At 69.4% G+C, this 15,060-nt stretch carries 13 protein-coding genes; 4 read left to right on the top strand and 9 right to left on the bottom strand.

What is annotated here, in order from left to right; translation table 11 throughout:
* Nucleotides 1-3 precede the first annotated feature (3 nt).
* The 3 genes from VJN29_RS14370 to ald all read right to left on the bottom strand — a co-directional run bounded on the left by VJN29_RS14370 (nt 4) and on the right by ald (nt 3,129).
* Nucleotides 4-855: an AAA family ATPase gene (locus VJN29_RS14370; protein ID WP_324144338.1), complete on the bottom strand. Its 852-nt coding sequence runs from the start codon at nt 853-855 to the stop codon at nt 4-6.
* 211 nt (nt 856-1,066) lie between these two features.
* A complete protein-coding gene (gene xerD / locus VJN29_RS14365) occupies nt 1,067-2,017 on the bottom strand; it encodes a site-specific tyrosine recombinase XerD (RefSeq protein WP_324144337.1) in 951 nt (316 codons plus the stop codon).
* Nucleotides 2,014-3,129: an alanine dehydrogenase gene (ald, locus tag VJN29_RS14360; protein WP_324144315.1), complete on the bottom strand. Its 1,116-nt coding sequence runs from the start codon at nt 3,127-3,129 to the stop codon at nt 2,014-2,016. Before ald ends, xerD begins: the two co-directional genes overlap by 4 nt.
* A 158-nt stretch (nt 3,130-3,287) precedes the next feature.
* On the opposite strand from ald, the gene VJN29_RS14355 reads away from it, so the two are divergent.
* Together VJN29_RS14355 and VJN29_RS14350 are read left to right on the top strand one after the other, a co-directional pair.
* The gene (locus tag VJN29_RS14355; protein ID WP_324144314.1) at nt 3,288-3,584 is read left to right on the top strand and encodes a hypothetical protein; all 297 of its coding nucleotides are present in this window, start codon (nt 3,288-3,290) and stop codon (nt 3,582-3,584) included.
* An 84-nt stretch (nt 3,585-3,668) separates the two neighbouring features.
* Nucleotides 3,669-4,277, top strand: a complete 609-nt coding sequence (locus VJN29_RS14350; protein ID WP_324144313.1) for a hypothetical protein — start codon at nt 3,669-3,671, stop codon at nt 4,275-4,277.
* A 92-nt stretch (nt 4,278-4,369) separates the two neighbouring features.
* Here the strand turns inward: VJN29_RS14350 and hisS are convergent, their stop codons facing one another.
* The gene (gene hisS / locus VJN29_RS14345) at nt 4,370-5,743 is read right to left on the bottom strand and encodes a histidine--tRNA ligase (protein WP_324144312.1); all 1,374 of its coding nucleotides are present in this window, start codon (nt 5,741-5,743) and stop codon (nt 4,370-4,372) included.
* Complete coding sequence (locus VJN29_RS14340) at nt 5,740-6,441, bottom strand: MBL fold metallo-hydrolase (RefSeq protein WP_324144311.1); 702 nt, start codon at nt 6,439-6,441, stop codon at nt 5,740-5,742. Before VJN29_RS14340 ends, hisS begins: the two co-directional genes overlap by 4 nt.
* A gap of 179 nt (nt 6,442-6,620) precedes the next feature.
* On the opposite strand from VJN29_RS14340, the gene VJN29_RS14335 reads away from it, so the two are divergent.
* Together VJN29_RS14335 and VJN29_RS14330 are read left to right on the top strand one after the other, a co-directional pair.
* A complete protein-coding gene (locus VJN29_RS14335; RefSeq protein WP_324144310.1) occupies nt 6,621-7,469 on the top strand; it encodes a peptidylprolyl isomerase in 849 nt (282 codons plus the stop codon).
* Complete coding sequence (locus VJN29_RS14330; protein ID WP_324144309.1) at nt 7,466-9,010, top strand: DUF349 domain-containing protein; 1,545 nt, start codon at nt 7,466-7,468, stop codon at nt 9,008-9,010. Before VJN29_RS14335 ends, VJN29_RS14330 begins: the two co-directional genes overlap by 4 nt.
* A gap of 51 nt (nt 9,011-9,061) precedes the next feature.
* Here the strand turns inward: VJN29_RS14330 and VJN29_RS14325 are convergent, their stop codons facing one another.
* From VJN29_RS14325 to secD, 4 genes are read right to left on the bottom strand one after another with little or no spacing between them, the layout of a single operon-like run.
* Nucleotides 9,062-11,347: a bifunctional (p)ppGpp synthetase/guanosine-3',5'-bis(diphosphate) 3'-pyrophosphohydrolase gene (locus VJN29_RS14325; RefSeq protein ID WP_324144308.1), complete on the bottom strand. Its 2,286-nt coding sequence runs from the start codon at nt 11,345-11,347 to the stop codon at nt 9,062-9,064.
* A gap of 28 nt (nt 11,348-11,375) precedes the next feature.
* On the bottom strand, nt 11,376-11,927 hold the full coding sequence (locus tag VJN29_RS14320; RefSeq protein WP_324144307.1) for an adenine phosphoribosyltransferase: 552 nt from the start codon (nt 11,925-11,927) through the stop codon (nt 11,376-11,378).
* Between the two features lie 8 nt (nt 11,928-11,935).
* A complete protein-coding gene (secF, locus tag VJN29_RS14315; protein ID WP_324144306.1) occupies nt 11,936-13,147 on the bottom strand; it encodes a protein translocase subunit SecF in 1,212 nt (403 codons plus the stop codon).
* The gene (gene secD / locus VJN29_RS14310; protein ID WP_324144305.1) at nt 13,144-15,057 is read right to left on the bottom strand and encodes a protein translocase subunit SecD; all 1,914 of its coding nucleotides are present in this window, start codon (nt 15,055-15,057) and stop codon (nt 13,144-13,146) included. The genes secF and secD overlap by 4 nt, the downstream gene beginning before the upstream one ends.
* Nucleotides 15,058-15,060 lie beyond the last annotated feature (3 nt).

Below are 15,060 nucleotides of genomic sequence, written 5' to 3'. Positions count from 1 at the left end.
GCTTCAGGCGGCGCCACCTCGGGCGATCAGCTCCCGGGCGAGCTGGCGGTAGGCCGCTGCACCGGAGTGGTCGGACGAGTACGACGTGATCGGCTCTGCCGCGAGGGTCGCGTCCGGGAACTTGACGGTGCGGCTGATGACCGTGTGGAAGACCCGGTCGCCGAAGTGGTTGACGACGGACGCCACCACCTCGCGGCTGTGCAGGGTGCGCGCGTCGTACATGGTCGCGAGGATCCCGTCCACCTGCAGGCGGGGGTTGAGCCGATCAGTGATCTTGTCGATGGTGTCGATGAGCAGGGCGACGCCTCGCATGGCGAAGTACTCGCACTCGAGCGGGATGATCACCCCGTGTGAGGCGGTGAGCGCGTTGACGGTGAGCAGCCCGAGTGAGGGCTGGCAGTCGATGAGGACGACGTCGTAGTCGTCCAGGACCGGGCGCAGGACGCGGCCCAGCACCTGCTCGCGAGCCACCTCACCGACGAGCTGGACCTCGGCTGCCGACAGGTCGATGTTGGCGGGGATGACATCGAGGTTGGCGGTCTGCGTCGGGCGGATGATCTGCCTGACGTCGTGCCCGTTCTCGATGACCAGGTTGTAGATCGTGACGTCGAGGTCCTGAGCGTTGATCCCCAGCCCGACCGACAGGGCGCCCTGCGGGTCGAAGTCGACGGCGAGGACCTTCCGGCCCAGCTCGGCGAGCGCGGCGCCGAGGTTGATCGTCGTCGTCGTCTTGCCGACCCCACCCTTCTGGTTGCACATGGCGATGATCCGTGCGGGCCCGTGAGTCCTCAGCGGCGCCGGCTCCGGGAAGCTCGGCAGCGGGCGGCCGGTGGGGCCGATCTCACCGGCGGACATGGACTCGACGACGGGAAGATGCTGGGCTGCGCCGGGCTGGTGGTTGAGGGAGCCGTTGGCACCCTCGGCGACCCTTGCCGAGCCGGGACGGGCGAGGCGCTCGTCCTGCATGGTCTCGTGTGACTCGTCGTTCACCGGGTGTTCCACTCCGCTCGGTTGTGCCCTCGGCCGCGCGTTTCGGTCAGCCTCTCGCTGATCGTTTTCGACCTTATCAGCGAGCACGGGGGTGAGCCCCGGCATAGACCTCTCGCAATCGGTGTGTCGAGACCAAGGTGTAGATCTGCGTCGTCGTCACGGACGCGTGGCCGAGCAGCTCCTGCACCACCCTCACGTCCGCCCCACCGTCGAGCAGGTGCGTCGCGAAGGAGTGGCGCAGGGTATGGGGCGACACGTGTTCGGTGAGGTCGGCCCGCTCGGCAGCGCGCTGCACGACCGCCCAGGCGCTCTGCCGAGACAGGCGTCCGCCTCGTCGGTTGAGGAAGAGCGCCGGCCCACCGGTGCCCCGCTGCGCCAAGGCAGGCCGTCCTCGGACGAGGTAGGCCCCGACCGCCTCCACCGCGAAGCGCCCGACCGGCACGATTCGCTCCTTGCCGCCCTTTCCCAGGAGGCGCACGATGCCGACCTGTCCGGGACTGCCCGTGTCGAGGTCGTCGACGTCGAGGCCCACCGCCTCACTGATGCGGGCGCCCACCCCGTAGAGCACCTCCAGCAGAGCGCGATCCCGCAGGGCCTCGGGTGTGTCGCCAACGGAGGTCGCGGCGAGGAGGCGCTCGACGGCAGCGACCGGGATGGCCTTCGGCAGGCGACTGGGTGGCGTGGGCGGTGCGACATTGACCGCGGGGTCCGCAGGGACGGTGCCCTCGAGGGCGAGGAAGCGGTGGAAGCCGCGCACGGCCACGAGGGTGCGTGCGGCGGAAGAGGCCGCCAGACCCCGTTCCCGCAGCGAGGCGAGGAAGTCAGACACCTGCGCTTCGGTCACCGCTCCGGCCGCGTCGATCCCCTGCTGATGGAGATACCGGCGATAGGTGCGAAGGTCCCGCTCGTAGGACTTGAGGGTGTTCTCCGAGGCGCCCCGCTCCACGCGGAGGTGGTCGAGCCAGCCGCGGACCTCCCGGTCGAGCCGGGTGAACCGCGGTGGTGCCGACCGCGCCGGATCCGTCAGGACAGCGCCTCGTCGAGCGCCATCGACTCCATCCCGTGGGCCTCGGCGACCGGTGCGTACGTGACGGCTCCCCCGTGCGTGTTGAGTCCAAGACCGAGGGCGCGGTCGAGCCGGAGCGCCTCCCTCCAGCCGCGGTTGGCCAGCTCGATGGCGTAGGGCAGGGTGACGTTGGTCAGGGCGTACGTGCTCGTGTGCGGCACCGCGCCAGGCATGTTGGCCACGCAGTAGAACACCGCGTCATGCACCGGGTAGGTCGGGTTGGCGTGGGTCGTTGGGCGCGAGTCCTCGAAGCACCCGCCCTGGTCGATGGCGATGTCGACGAAGACGGAGCCGGGCTTCATCCGGGACACCTGCTCGTTGGTCACCAGACGCGGAGCACGGGCTCCCGGGACGAGGACGGCACCGATGACCATGTCAGCGTCGACGATGGCCCGCTCGATCTCGTACGCGTTGGAGGCCACCGTCTGGCAGTGCCCTTGGTAGATGAAGTCGGCGTGGCGCAGTCTGCTGATGTCCTTGTCCAGCAGCAGCACCTCCGCCTGCATGCCCAGGGCGATGGCCGCGGCGTTCATCCCGGCCACTCCGGCGCCGATGACGACGACCTTGGCGGCGTACACCCCGGAGACTCCGCCCATGAGGATGCCGCGTCCGCCCTCGGCACGCATGAGGGCCTGGGCTCCGACCTGGGGGGCGAGGCGACCGGCCACCTCCGACATCGGGGCGAGCAGGGGCAGGCTCCGGTCAGCCAGCTCAACGGTCTCGTAGGCGATTCCGGTGACCTTGCGGGCGATGAGCTCCTCGGTGAGAGCCTTGTCGGCCGCGAGGTGGAGGTAGGTGAACAGCACCTGTCCCTCGCGCATCCGGGGGTACTCCTCGGCGACCGGTTCCTTCACCTTGAGGATGAGGTCCGCCGCCCCCCAGACGTCGTCAGCCGTGCCGAGGATGGAGGCCCCGGCCGCGACGTAGTCCTCGTCGAGGATCGAGGAGCCGCGCCCTGCGTCGCGCTCCACCAGGACGTCGTGCCCATTGCGCACGAGCTCGTGCACGCCGGCGGGTGTGATGGCCACGCGGTACTCGTGGTTCTTGACCTCGCGTGGGATACCGACCTTCATGTGCGGTTGATCCTTCCGATCACGGATGGGCCGCGGCGTCCTTGCCGCATCCCCGCGCCAGCGGGTCACGCCGCGCGATCCCACTGTAGCCACGGGGAGCCACACTCACGCGAGGACGGGGAACTCAATACGGCTGCACGATGTGTCATCGTGCACGCATGAACGCGGCCAGCCCCTCGCCCACCTCGCAATGGCGTCCCACGACGATCGGCGCCCTCGTTGCCGGCGGCATGATCGTGGTCTCGTTCCTCGTGGGCGTCGTGATCGAGCAGGGCGGGTTCCCGGCCTTGATCCTCGTCGGCCTGCCCAGTGTGATCGGCGGGGCTGTCGCGTTCACGCGGCCCCACCTGCGGCCCTACGCCGCAGGCTTCCTCGTGGCGTGGATCTCGGCGCTCGTCGTGGTGGGGGTCGTGTACATCCTTCTCATCGCGGCACTCTCGGGCGCCGGCGCCTGACGCCAACACATGGCCGTATGCCGCTGGGCTCCCTTCCGCCGCTAGGTTGAGTCTCGCTCCCAGCACCTTTCGAAGGGGTCGACGATGAAGCTCTATGCGGACACGCCGGTCCGCCGGACTCGACAGCTGTTCGCCGACGTCTTCGTCCTCCTCTGGGTGGCGACCTGGGTGTGGGCGGCGCGTCAGGTTCACGACACGGTCGCTCTGCTCACCACGCCTGCGAACTCCTTGACGGCAGCGGGAGATTCGGTTCACGGGGCGTTGACGGGCGCCGGGGACCAGGCGGCACGGATCCCCGTCGTCGGCGAGGACTTCGCGTCATGGCTCGAACGCGCGGCCGGATCAGGCACGAGTCTGCGAGCTGCGGGGACCAGCATGGCCTCGACCGTCGAGGCCGTCGCCCTGTGGCTCGCGCTGGTCACAGCGCTGGTCCCGATCGTCATCGTGGCGGGTGTGTGGCTCTGGGTTCGGGTCCGGTTTGTCCGCAGCGCGACGACCGCCCAACGTTTCATCGACTCGAGCGATGACCTCGACCTCTTTGCGCTGCGGGCCCTCGCCAACCAGCCCCTCACGGCTCTGGCGGGGATCAGCGACGATCCCGCTGGTGCCTGGCGGCGTGGGGAGCCGGAGGTCGTTCGAGCGCTCGCCACGCTCGCGCTGCACGACGAGGGACTGCGCCCGCCCCGGAGCTAGCGCTGCGCCCGCCCCCGGTCGGTCGAGTGTGCAGTGCGCGCCTGAATCCGCCCAGACGTGAACTGCACACCCGACGAAAGCTGCACACTCGATCAGGTGCGGGTGACGGTGGGGTGCAGGTCCTCAGCAGGTGGGGTCCAGCTGCCCGTGGAGGCGGGGACCTGCTCACCGCTGCGGATGTCCTTGACCTCGTCGCCCGACTCCCCTGCCCCGGGGAACCAGACGAAGGGAATCCCGCGGCGCTCGGCGTAGCGGATCTGCTTGCCGAAGCGCGCCGCCGTCGGGGCCACCTCACACGGGATCCCGCGGGAGCGCAGCGCCGAGGCGATCGCGATCGACTCCTCGCGCGACTCGTCGTCCGTCAGGGCCACGAGCACCGCCGCCGGGGTCGAACGAGACGCGCTCACGAGGCCCTTCCCGATGAGCAGTCCCACGATGCGTGACACGCCGATCGAGATCCCTACGCCCGGATAGGTGCTGCGGCCGTCGGAGGCGAGGGCGTCATACCGGCCGCCGGAGCAGACCGACCCCCAGTCCTCGTTGCCGATGATCTGGGTCTCGTAGACGGTGCCCGTGTAGTAGTCGAGACCCCGGGCGATGCGCAGGTCAGCGACGACCTTGCCCGGCGCGTGCGCCATCGCCGTGCGGATGACCGTCGTGAGTGACTCGAGCCCCTCCTCGAGCAGTGGGTGCGTGACGCCGAGCTCACGCACGCGCGCCGCGAAACTGAGGTCGTCCGCGCGAATGGCGGCCAGGGCGAGGCACTGGTCGGCCTGCTCGCGGGTGGCGCCCGACTCGATGAGGAGGCCGGCGACCTTCTCCCGGCCCAGCCTGTCGAGCTTGTCGACGATGCGCAGCGTCGTGGTGACATCGGACAGGCCGATGCCCTGGTAGAAGCCATTCGGGATCTTGCGGTTGTTGACCTGGATGACGAACTCGCCGACCGGGAACCGGCTGAAGACGTCCGCGATGACGAGGGGCATCTCGGCCTCGAAGTGCGGCGACAGCTCACCCACGTCGACGACGTCGATGTCCGCCTGGGTGAACTCTCGGTAGCGGCCCTCCTGCGGTCGCTCTCCGCGCCACGCCTTCTGGATCTGGTAACGGCGGAAGGGGAAGGCGAGCTTGCCGGAGTTCTCCAGCACGTAGCGGGCAAACGGCACCGTCAGGTCGAAGTGCAGCCCCCACTTGGCCACATCCCCGTCGTCACCGGCGAGGCGCGAGACACCGTAGATCTCCTTGTCGGTGTCGCCGCCCTTCCCGAGGAGCCGGTCGACCGGCTCGATGGCGCGGGTCTCGATCGAGGTGAACCCATGCAGCTCGAACGTCTCCCGGATGACGTCGAGGAACCGCTGCTCGACGATGCGCTCGGAGGGCAGATACTCGGGGAAGCCGCTGATCGGGGTGACCTTGGCCGTGTTCGCCGTGTTCGCCGTGTTCGCCGTGGCGGCCTGCGGGTTGTTCACGCCCGCAAGTCTGTCAGGTACGGGTTTGTGACGCGCTCGTGGGCCATCGTCGTCGCGTGGTAGTGACCCGGCAGCACGAGGGTCGTGTCCGGAAGCGGCAGGACGACGTCGCGCAGGCTGCGCATCATCGCGCCGTGGTCCCCACCGGGTAGGTCGGTGCGGCCGATGGACCCCGCGAACAGCACGTCACCGCTGAGCATCGTCCGGTCGACCTCGACCTGGTCGCCGATCCCATCCGGGACGGCATCGGTGCCGAACATGACGGATCCCTCGGTGTGACCCGGCGCATGGAGGACCTCGAAGTCCAGGCCCGCCAACGTCAGCCGAGCGCGGTCCTTGATCTCGACGACGTTGCTCGGCTCCGCCCACCGGGCCTTCGAGCCGAACTGCTGCTCCAGCATGGCCACCAGACCGGGGTTGCTGTTGCCGAGCGGGTCAACGAGCCGGTACCGGTCGTCGCTGTGGATGTAGGCGGCGGTCTCCGCGCCACAGACCGGCGTCACCGACCACACGTGGTCGACGTGGCCATGTGTCAGCAGCACCGCTGCTGGCCGGAGCCGGTGGGTCGTCAGCACCTCCCGCAGCGTCTGCTCGACACCGATCCCGGGATCGACGATGACGCACTCCTCACCCTCGGACGGCGCGAGCACGTAGCAGTTCGTGTCAAACGCGAGGGCGGGGAACGAGACGGTCAGCACGCTGGGAGCCTAATGGCGCCCTGGGAGCCAGCCCAGCGGCATACGGCAAATGTGGCCTGCTGTGAAAAGGTGGAGTCGTCACGCACTCGTGACCCGATGAGCACGACGAGCCGGACCCCGGTCCCTAAAATGACCGAACGCCCGGGGTGATTCCCGTACGTTCGTTCGAGGAGAGGTTTGTGACCAAAGAGCAGGAACGCGCCCGCGCGCGCCGCCGCTACGAGAAGCAGGCGAAGACCCATAAGGCACCCGTCGGAGACTCGACACGGGACAAGCAGGTCTTCGGCGTGATCCTCGCAGTCATCCTCATCCTCGCCGCAGTCATCGTTCTGCCCATCATCATCGGGGACCGAGACAGCGCCGAGCCCGCTGCCCAACCGACGGACTCGGCCACGACCCCAACTGGCGGTCAGACCGCCGGCCTCGCGGCCGGACAGAAGCTCGCGGCCGGGTGCACCGAGCCTCCCGCCCCCCAGTCGAAGCCCAAGTCGTTCACAGACGTCCCGGACAAGGCCGCCGCCACCGGCAGGACGTGGGTCGCGACGGTGCAGACGACGTGTGGCGATCTCACCTTCGAGCTCGACGGGACGAAGGCGCCGCAGACCGTCGCCTCCTTCATGCACCTCGCCAAGGAGGGCTTCTGGGCCCCCAGCCCGTGCCACCGGGTGACGACGGAGGGCATCTTCGTCCTCCAGTGCGGCGACCCGACGGGCACCGGCTCCGGCGGCCCCGGCTACACGTTCGGCATCGAGAACGCTCCTTCGGATGGGAAATACCCGAAGGGCTCGCTGGCGATGGCCCGGACGCAGGACCCGAACAGCAACGGCAGCCAGTTCTTCATCACGTACAAGGAAACCCAGTTGCCGACCGAAGGAGGCGGCTACACGATCTTCGGGAAGGTCACCAAGGGTCTCGACATCGTTGAGAAGATCGCAGCGAACAAGGCACTTGACCCGAGCCCCGCAGACGGGACGCCGGTCTCGCCGATCAGCATCCTCAACGTGAGCGTCACGGAGAAGAAGGCATGAGCGATACGAACGAGCCGCAGCCGACCGAGCCAGTCTCCGTCGGAGCACCGGAGGCCGCCGAGGAAGCCCAGCCGGTCTCCACCCAGCCCACCGAGGACACCGCCCCCACCGAGGAGGCTGAGCCGGTCTCCACCCAGCCCGCCGAGGAGCCGTCGGCGGCTCCGGCGCCGGCCGCGACGCCAGCCTCGATACCAAAGCCGAGTGCCGTCCCCACGCCGGCCGCTCTGGCGAAGTCCGCACCCCGTCCGACGACACCGGCAGCGCCGCCGCCGATCCTGACCGACCACTCCGCCTCCGCCGCCTTCGGTCGGGTCGACGAGAACGGCACGGTTTTCGTCCGGACGAAGGAGGGAGAGAAGGAGGTCGGGTCGTATCCGGGAGCGACCGCCGACGAGGCGCTGACCTACTTCGCGCGCAAGTACGACGAGCTCCATGCGTCGGCCGTGCTCCTCGAGCAGCGCCTCGCTCAGCCGGAGGTCCCGTCCAAGGACGTGGCCGATGCGCTCAAGGCACTGACGGCCCAGGTCAACGAGGCGAGCGTCGTCGGCGACCTCGAGGGCCTCGCCACGCAGCTCGACGCGATCCAGTCGGGCATCGCGGCCAAGCGCACCGTCGAGCAGCAGCACCGAGCCGAGGCTCGCGCCGCCGCTGCCGCGGAGCGCGAGCGGATCGTCGCCGAGGCCGAGGGCATCGCGGCCCAGCCCGAGAACCGCATCCAGTGGAAGCAGAGCGGTGCCCGGATGCGCGAGCTGCTCGATGAGTGGAAGTCGCACCAGCGCGCCGCGACCCGCCTCGACCGTGAGACCGAAACGGCGCTCTGGCAGCGGTTCAGCGCCGCTCGCAACCGGTTCGACAAGGCGCGCCGGACCCACTTCGCCACTCTCGATGCATCTCATGCCGAGGCCAAGGGAGCCAAGGAACGGCTTGTCGCCGAGGCGGAGAAGCTGTCGACGAGCACCGACTGGGCCGCGACGGCCGGTGCCTTCAAGCGGCTCATGGACGACTGGCGGCGGGCGGGACGGGCGAGCCGGGCCGACGACGACCGACTGTGGGAGCGCTTCAAGGCCGCGCAGGATGCCTTCTTCGCGGCGAAGGACGCGGTCGTCGCCGCCGAGGAGGAGCAGTACCGCGGCAATCTCGCGGTCAAGGAGACCTTGCTTGCCGAGGCAGAGGCGATCCTGCCGGTGACGGACCTCGACCGGGCCAAGGCGCAGCTGCGGGTCATCCAGGACAAGTGGGACGCCGCCGGCAAGGTGCCGCGCGCGGACATGGACCGGGTCGAGAAGGCCATGCGCCGGGTCGAGCAGACCGTCCGCGACGCCGAGGACCGGAAGTGGCGATCCACGAACCCGGAAGCCGCAGCACGGGCGCAGGGCATGGTCGAGCAGCTCGAGCGGGCGGTGGCGGAGCTCGAGGAAGACCTGGCGAAGGCGCGGGCATCCGGCAACGCGGCGAAGGTCAAGAAGGCCCAGGACGCTCTCGACGCCCGCCAGGCCTGGCTTGACCAGGCTCGCGCGGGCGTGCGGGAGTTCGGCGGCTGAGCGTCGAGTGAACCTGGCGTCGCGCTGGGAGCGAGCCCAGCGGCATACGGCCTACACCTTGGCGCGACCGCCGTTGACGCGGTAGACGTCGAAGACGCCGTCGATGCGGCGCACGGCTTTGATGACATGGTCGAGGTGGGCCGGATCGCCCATCTCGAAGGTGAAGCGCGAGATCGCCACGCGGTCGCGTGACGTCTGGACCGACGCCGACAGGATGTTCACGTGCTGGTCCGACAGGACCCGCGTCACGTCACTGAGCAGCCGGTTGCGGTCGAGGGCCTCGACCTGGAGCTGGACGAGGAAGACACTGGCGGACGATGGCGCCCACTCGACGTCGATGAGTCGCTCGGGGTTGGCGGTGAGCTGGTCGGCGTTGGTGCAGTCCACCCGGTGCACCGACACCCCGCTCCCCCGGGTGACGAACCCGATGATGGGGTCGCCCGGCACGGGCGTGCAGCACTTCGCCAGCTTGACCCAGACGTCTGCCGTCCCGACGACGACCACGCCCGGGTCGCCGTCACGCCGTCGGCGCGCCGCGGCGCGGGTCGGCACGGTGGCCTCGGCGAGATCCTCGGTGGCGCCCTCTACGCCGCCCATCGACGCCACGACCTTGCCGACGACATGCTGTGCCGACACGTGGCCCTCACCGACAGCGGCGTACAGCGCCTCGATGTCCTGGTAACGCAGGTCGGTCGCAACCGCGGTCATGGACTCGTGGCTCATCAGCCGCTGAAGGGGCAGGTTCTGCTTGCGCATCGCCTTGGCGATGCTCTCCTTGCCGGCGTCGATCGCCTCCTCGCGGCGTTCCTTGGAGAACCAGGCCTTGATCTTGTTGCGGGCGCGGGCGCTCCTGACGAAGCCGAGCCAGTCACGGCTCGGACCCGCACCGTCGGCCTTGGACGTGAGCACCTCGACGACGTCGCCGTTCTCGAGCGTCGACTCGAGCGGGACGAGGCGCCCGTTGACGCGGGCCCCGATGCAGTGGTGGCCGACCTCGGTGTGCACCGCGTAGGCGAAGTCGACCGGCGTTCCGCCGACCGGCAGGGCGACGACCGAGCCCTTCGGCGTGAAGACGTAGACCTCGCTGGAGCCCATCTCGAAGCGGAGTGCGTCGAGGAACTCGCCGGGGTCCTCCGTCTCCCGCTGCCAGTCGAGGAGCTGGCGTAGCCACGCCATGTCGTTCTGCGGGGCACCCTCGCCCGGCTTGGCTCCGCCGCCGACCGACTCGTCCTTGTACTTCCAGTGCGCAGCGACGCCGTACTCGGCCCGCCGGTGCATCGTGTGGGTGCGGATCTGGATCTCGACCGGCTTGCCCTGCGGGCCGATCACGGTGGTGTGCAAGGACTGGTACATGTTGAACTTCGGCATCGCGATGTAGTCCTTGAACCGCCCGGGAACGGGATTCCACCTCGCATGCAGCGCGCCGAGCGCCGCATAGCAGTCGCGGACCGTGTCGACCAGGACCCGGACCGCGACCAGGTCGTAGATGTCCTCGAAGTCGCGGCCTCTCACGATCATCTTCTGGTAGACCGAGTAGTAGTGCTTGGGCCGACCGGTGACCACGGCCTTGATCTTCGCCCCGGTGAGGTCCTCGGACACCTGGGCGCGGACGCCCGCGAGGTACTCCTCCCGGGCCGGCGCCCGCTCCGCGACGAGGCGGACGATCTCGTCGTAGACCTTCGGGTAGAGCGTCGCGAAGGACAGGTCCTCCAGCTCCCACTTGATGGTGTTCATCCCGAGCCGGTGCGCGAGGGGGGCGTAGATCTCCAGCGTCTCGTTGGCCTTGCGCTTGGCCGACTCCGGACTGACGTAGCGCCATGTCCGGGCGTTGTGGAGTCGATCGGCGAGCTTGATGACCAGGACCCGGATGTCCCGCGCCATGGCGATGACCATCTTGCGGACCGTCTCGGCCTGTGCCGCCTCGCCATAGGTGACCTTGTCCAGCTTGGTGACGCCGTCGACGAGCATCGCGATCTCGTCCCCGAAGTCCCGACGCAGCTCGTCGAGGCTGTACGCGGTGTCCTCGACCGTGTCGTGGAGCAGTGCCGCGGCAAGGGTCGGTGGCGTCATGCCCAGCTCGGCCAGGATCTGGGTCACCGCGAGCGGATGCGTGATGTAGGCGTCGCCGCTCTTGCGCATCTGGCCCTCGTGAGCCCGCTCCGCGACAGCGTACGCACGCTCGATGATGGACAGATCGGCCTTGGGATGGTTCTGCCGGACCGCGGTGAGCAGTGGCTCGAGAACGGGGTTGCCGGGCGTTCGGCTGGCGCCGAAACGGGCGAACCGAGCACGCACCCGTGACGGGGCGCTCAGCTCGCTCCGGACCTCCTCGCTCATGAACCGAGTCTAGGGGGCCCGGTGCAAATCAGAGCGTCAGGATGGCGTTCACGTTCCGGTCGCCGAGACGCTTGCGACCTTCGAGAAAGGCGAGCTCGAGGACGACCTCGATGGCGGCCACGACGGCGCCCGCTCGCTCGACCAGGACCGCGGTCGCCTCGGCCGTTCCGCCGGTCGCCAGCACGTCGTCGATGATGAGGACGCGCTGGCCGGGCTGGAACGCATCGGTGTGCACCTCGATCTCGGCGTGGCCGTACTCCAGGGCGTACGACTCCCGAATCGTCTCACCCGGCAGCTTGCCGGCCTTGCGGATCGGCACCATGCCGAGCCCGAGCTCGTAGGCGACGGCGGCACCGAGGATGAAACCACGCGCCTCGATGCCGACGACGACGTCGACCCGGCCGACGTAGCGCTCGGCGATGCTCTGCACGAGCGCCTTCATCGCGGGTCCGTCGGCGATGAGGGGCGTGAAGTCCTTGAAGAGCACCCCGGGCTTCGGGAAGTCCGGAATGTCGCGAAGATGGCTGCGCACCAGCTCAGCAAGATCGGCCGGCGAGCCGTCCGGCGCCCCGGTAGCCACCCTCGCTCTCACCTCTTGGACTTGGGAGCCCGCTTGGGCTGGTTGCGCGGGCCGGCCTGGGCGTACTTGTGGATCGGACGGGGAGCCCCGTCGGCACCTGCCGTGCCGACGTCCGCCGGATGGAGCGTCGCGGTCGGCTCCTCGCCGACCCCGACCGCACCGGTCAGGTCCGCGCCCACCGCCACCGGCACGCCGGCCGGCGCCTCACCGGCACCGACGTCACGGGCTGCATCGCGGGCCGCCCGCTTGGCTCCGTGTCGTGCCACGTAGCGGTCGAGGTCGACGATCGCCGGCTCCTTCGAGCGCAGCTGTACGAGCATCGGCGTGGCGATGAAGATCGACGAGTACGCACCGACGCCGATACCGATGAAGAGCGCGAGCGACAGGTCGAGCAGAGTGCCCGGGCCCAGCATGGTGAAGCCGACGAAGAGGATCGCGGCGATCGGCAGCAGCGCCACCACGGTCGTGTTGATCGACCGCACGAGCGTCTGGTTGACGGCCAGGTTGGCTGCATCGGCATAGGTCATACGCTTGGTGCGGAAGGCCTCCGCCGTGTTCTCGCGGACCTTGTCGAAGACGACCACCGTGTCGTAGAGCGAGTATCCGAGGATGGTGAGGAACCCGATCATCGACGACGGCGTGATCTCGAAGCCGAAGAGCGAGTAGATGCCGACCGTGATGACGAGGTCGTGCAACAGTGCGGTGAGACCCGCGACGGCCATCTTCCAGGTCCGGAAGTACAGGGCCAGGACGATGGTCACGAGGATGAGGAAGACGACGAGTCCCTGGATCGCCTGCTGGCTGACCGCGGCTCCCCAGCTCGGACCGATGAGAGTGGAACTGACGCTCTCCCGTTGGACGTCGAAGGTCTCCGCGAGCGAGGTGCGCGCGGCGTCCGCCTGCGCCTGGGCCGCCTCGGTCTGGACCCGGACGGTGTCACCCCCGACGATCGTCGTGGCCACGGAGCCGGGAATCCCGGCCTCGCCCACGGCGTCCTGCGCCTTGGCCTCGTAGTCCTGGGTGTTCGTGACGCCGAGCACCCGGAACTCCGTGCCACCGCGGAACTCGATCCCGAAGTTGAGGCCGTTCAGGAGCACGCCGGCGAGGGCGAGGCCGATCATCACGGCCGACAGGGAGTACCACAGCTTGCGGCGCTGGACGAAGGCGATCGACCGGCGCCCGGTGTAGAGGTCGTTGCCGAACTGGGCGAAGTTCATCATGCCTGGGCCTTCCCCTCGGCGAGCCGCGTGGAGCGGGTGGCGGTCGCCGCTCCGGCCGGTCCGAACTGTCCGCGACCCCGGTAGCGTGGGGCCTCCTTGGCGCCGAGCCGCTCCGGGTCGAGGCCGGACCACTTGTGGCCGTGGCCGAAGAACTCCGTCCGAGCGAGCAGCTGGACCATCGGATGGGTGAACAGGACGACGACGGCGAGGTCGATGATCGTCGTGAGGCCGAGCGTGAAGGCGAAGCCGCGGACGTTCGACGACGCGAGCACGTAGAGCACGATCGCGGCCAGCATGTTCACCGCGTCGGCGATGATGATGGTGCGCCGGGCGCGCTTCCACCCGGTCTCAACGGCAGCGACGAGCGGCCGTCCCTCACGCACCTCGTCGCGGATGCGTTCGAAGTAGACGATGAAGCTGTCGGCCGTCACGCCGATCGCGACGATGGTGCCGGTCACCCCGGCCATCGTCAGTCGGAAGCCGTGGGTCGTGCCCAGGACGACGAGCGTCAGGTACGTCAGCACCGTTGCCACAACGAGTGAGATGACGGTGACCATGCCAAGGGCGCGGTACTGGAACAGCGAGTAGACGACGACGAGGAGCAGGCCGATGGCACCGGCCAGCAGCCCGAGGCGGAGCTGTTCCTCACCGAGCTGCGGCGTGATCGTGTCGTTGGTCTGCAGGGCGAACGACATCGGCAGCGCACCGAACTTCAGCTGCTCGGCGAGCCGCTTGGCTGAGTCGAGCGTGAACGACCCGGTGATCGACGCGCGCCCATCGGTGATGATCGCCCGCGCCTGCGGCGCGGTGATGACCCGCTTGTCGAGGACGACGGCGAACTGGTCGAGAGGCGGCTGGCCCTGCTGGCCGACGAGCCGCTTGGTCACCTCGGCGAACTTGGCCCGGCCCGAGTCCTTGAAGGACAGCGCCACCTCGACGATGGAGGTCGGCTGCCCGTTCGGACCCGGCTGGTAGCCGCTCGTCGCGTCCTGGATCTCGCTGCCGTCGATCTCGACCGGGCCGAGGACGTACTTGCTGACCCCGTCCTCGCCGCACGTCGCCATCGGCGCGTCCTTGAGGTCCGGCACCTCGTCGATGGCACCGGGCTCCTGGCAGTTGAGCGCGACGTACTCCTTGGCCACCTTTGCGGCGGCCTCGTCGGCCTTCTTCTGCTCCCATCCGAGCGTGAGCAGACCCTTGGACGCCTGGGCCGCGATGGCCGCCTCGAGCTGGGCGTCGGTCGGCGGAGCAGGTGCCTCGGTGGCCGGCGCGGTGGCGGTGCCGGTGGCGGTGCCGCCGGGGGTCGCCGGCGTGGTCACGGGGGTCGCCGGCGTCGTCGGGGCCGTCGTCGCCGCTCGCAGGGCCTCCGGGGCGACGCCGTTCGCAGCCGTCGTCGGGGGCGGGGTCGCGGGGGTGTTCCCCGTGGGAGCGGGTGTGCCGGTCGTCCCGGCAGGTGCGGGAGTCGTGGCCGTGCCCGTCGGCGTGCCACCCGACCCGACTGGAGGCGCCGCGGTCTCGACGTCCTGGACGAACACGGACCGGAACCGCAGCTGCGAGGGCTTGCGGATTGCGTCGAGCTGCTCCTCGGAGGGTGTTCCGGGGATCGCGACGACGATGTTGCGCCCGCCCTGGGTGGAGATCTCACTCTCGGCGACGCCGTTGGCGTCGATGCGCTGGCGAATGATCTCGACGGCGCGGTCGAGCTGGCCGGGGTTGACCGCGGTCCCGCCCTCGGTGACCGGGGCGAGAACCATCTCGGTGCCGCCCTCGAGGTCGAGGCCCAGGCGCGGAGTCAGCTGCCCGCCGCCCCACTGATGGAGCCCCGCGACGAGCAGGGCGAGCCCGACGGCCAGTGCGAGGAGGGCGGACAGGCTCCGCAGAGCGGACTTCGTGGTGGTGCTACGAGCCACGTG

Origin of the sequence: Intrasporangium sp. (assembly GCF_035280925.1) — a bacterium.
Taxonomy (GTDB): Bacteria; Actinomycetota; Actinomycetes; order Actinomycetales; family Dermatophilaceae; genus Intrasporangium.
This window is presented reverse-complemented; position numbering and strand designations above follow the sequence as displayed.

What these genes read in the sequence shown, in the direction of transcription:
- VJN29_RS14370 (WP_324144338.1), bottom strand. Translation starts at nt 855, where the DNA reads ATGTCCGCCGGTGAGATCGGCCCCACCGGCCGCCCGCTGCCGAGCTTC.
- ald (WP_324144315.1), bottom strand. Translation starts at nt 3,129, where the DNA reads ATGAAGGTCGGTATCCCACGCGAGGTCAAGAACCACGAGTACCGCGTG.
- VJN29_RS14355 (WP_324144314.1), top strand. Translation starts at nt 3,288, where the DNA reads ATGAACGCGGCCAGCCCCTCGCCCACCTCGCAATGGCGTCCCACGACG.
- VJN29_RS14350 (WP_324144313.1), top strand. Translation starts at nt 3,669, where the DNA reads ATGAAGCTCTATGCGGACACGCCGGTCCGCCGGACTCGACAGCTGTTC.
- VJN29_RS14330 (WP_324144309.1), top strand. Translation starts at nt 7,466, where the DNA reads ATGAGCGATACGAACGAGCCGCAGCCGACCGAGCCAGTCTCCGTCGGA.
- VJN29_RS14325 (WP_324144308.1), bottom strand. Translation starts at nt 11,347, where the DNA reads ATGAGCGAGGAGGTCCGGAGCGAGCTGAGCGCCCCGTCACGGGTGCGT.
- secF (WP_324144306.1), bottom strand. Translation starts at nt 13,147, where the DNA reads ATGATGAACTTCGCCCAGTTCGGCAACGACCTCTACACCGGGCGCCGG.